This window comes from Kitasatospora sp. NPDC057512, assembly GCF_042802135.1.
Lineage (GTDB): Bacteria > Actinomycetota > Actinomycetes > Streptomycetales > Streptomycetaceae > Kitasatospora.
The window spans coordinates 1-1,176 of the sequence record NZ_JBHVET010001266.1; the positions used below are offsets into that span (position 1 = coordinate 1).

Below are 1,176 nucleotides of genomic sequence, written 5' to 3' on the forward strand. Positions count from 1 at the left end.
CCGCTGCGGCAGGCCCACGGCCGTGTCGGGGGCGTCAGTAGATGCTGACCTGGTACGCGGCGAGCGCCGCGTTGACGGGCTGGAAGAAGGTCGTCCCGCCCGAGGTGCAGTCGCCGCTGCCGCCCGAGGTGAGGCCGAGCGCCTTGGCGCCGTCGTACAGCGGGCCGCCCGAGTCGCCCTCCTCGGCGCAGACGTTGGTCTGGATCAGGCCGCGGACGGTGGTGCCGTCGGTGTAGCGCACGGTGGCGTTGAGCCCGGTGACGGTGCCGCCGTGGGTGCCGGTGGTCGAGCCGGTGCGCTGCACCGCCTCGCCGACGACGGCGTCCGGGGCGGAGGTGAAGCCGCCCGGGTGGCTGAGCGCGCTGTTGTCGTAGCGGACCAGCGCGTAGTCGTGGCCGGGGAAGGTCGAGCCGACGGTCGGGCCGATCAGGGTGGAGTGGTTGACGTCGGTGTACCAGTTGGCGGCGACGTTGCCGCAGTGCCCGGCGGTGAGGAAGTAGTAGGTGCTGCCGCTGACCACGTTGAAGCCGAGCGAGCAGCGGTACTGGCCGCCGTAGATGGCGTCGCCGCCGGCGAGCAGCGGGGTGAACGCACCGGGGACGCGGTGGACGGTGATGGTGGACGCGTCGGCGCCGGCGGAGCTCATCAGCTTGGCGAGCGAGACCGGGGAGACGGTGCTGTCGGCGGTCACCACGACGCGTCCGGCGGCCTCGTCGACGTACCAGGCGGTGCCGTCGACCTCGGCGTTCAGGATGGCCTCGCTGACCGCCAGGAGCTGCTCCGGCCGGGCGGTGGGGGCCGTGGGGGCGGTGGGGACGGTAGGGGTGGGAGCGGCTGCGGCGCCCGGCGCGGCGACCGCGGTGGCGGTCAGCAGGCCCAGGGCCACGGCGAGCAGGCGGAAGCGGCGCGTGCGGCCGGTACGGCGGGTGGTGCCGGGTGTGCTGCCGGTGCGGGGCGTGGTGCGCATGGTCCTCACCGATCTCCTCCAGAGGGGGGCGACGGCCCTGAGGGTTGGGGCCGTGAAGCGCGGTCAGGCGATGGGCGGACCCCGGCCGGTGCTCTCCGGAAGCACGGCGGATGATCAGCTCCTGACCGGCGCTGACCGGAAGTATGAGGAAACAGACCGTTCGGTACAAGCTTTCTGATGGGGTGTCGGCGGACCCGCAGGCTCAGGAG

At 73.3% G+C, this 1,176-nt stretch carries 1 protein-coding gene; it reads right to left on the reverse strand.

The features are described 5' to 3' along the window. Positions 1-34: 34 nt before the first annotated feature. Positions 35-976, reverse strand: a complete 942-nt coding sequence (locus ACFU6K_RS39390) for a S1 family peptidase (RefSeq protein WP_380671538.1) — start codon at positions 974-976, stop codon at positions 35-37. Positions 977-1,176: the final 200 nt, after the last annotated feature.